The following is a 495-nucleotide window of genomic DNA, read 5'->3' as shown; positions in this document are numbered from 1 at the left end:
CATTCAACCCTTGGTCTACATCTCAGGTGTTTACTACGGTTAGAGTTTGTGAAATTCCGCCTCCGGGATTAACCATTACTCAATTGAACCCCACGTCTGCAGAGGTAGTTTGGGATGCTTATACAGGTCCTGGAGCGACTAATAATTATATACTAAAATATAGAAAAGTAGGATTACCAGGCTGGACAAATATTAACGTTAGTAATAATACCTATACCATAACAGGATTATTAGAACTAACGAAATATGAAATGCAGGTAGCCAATGTTTGTACAGGTACACCAGGTAACTTTACCCCTGAGTACTACTTTACAACACCAACCGTTGTTTATTGCCCAATGCATTCAACAAACTTTGGTTCTGAATTTATTTCAAAAGTAACGGCTAAACCAGCAGGTAAACCTGAAATGATTAATATTACAGCAGGTTCAGCTTATTCAGACTACACAACGGTTCCTTTGAAGTTTATTGATATGGTTCAAGGTTCTGTAGGTA

The 495-nt window shown here is 37.8% G+C and carries 1 protein-coding gene; it reads left to right on the top strand.

Annotated elements, in window-relative coordinates; all coding sequences use genetic code 11:
• The coding region (locus tag AB671_RS21800; protein ID WP_185114108.1) for a fibronectin type III domain-containing protein at nucleotides 1–495 on the top strand (495 nt) is incomplete at both ends.

Origin of the sequence: Chryseobacterium sp. BGARF1, assembly GCF_001677955.1 — a bacterium.
In the GTDB taxonomy this organism is placed as follows: Bacteria; Bacteroidota; Bacteroidia; order Flavobacteriales; family Weeksellaceae; genus Chryseobacterium.
This window is presented reverse-complemented; position numbering and strand designations above follow the sequence as displayed.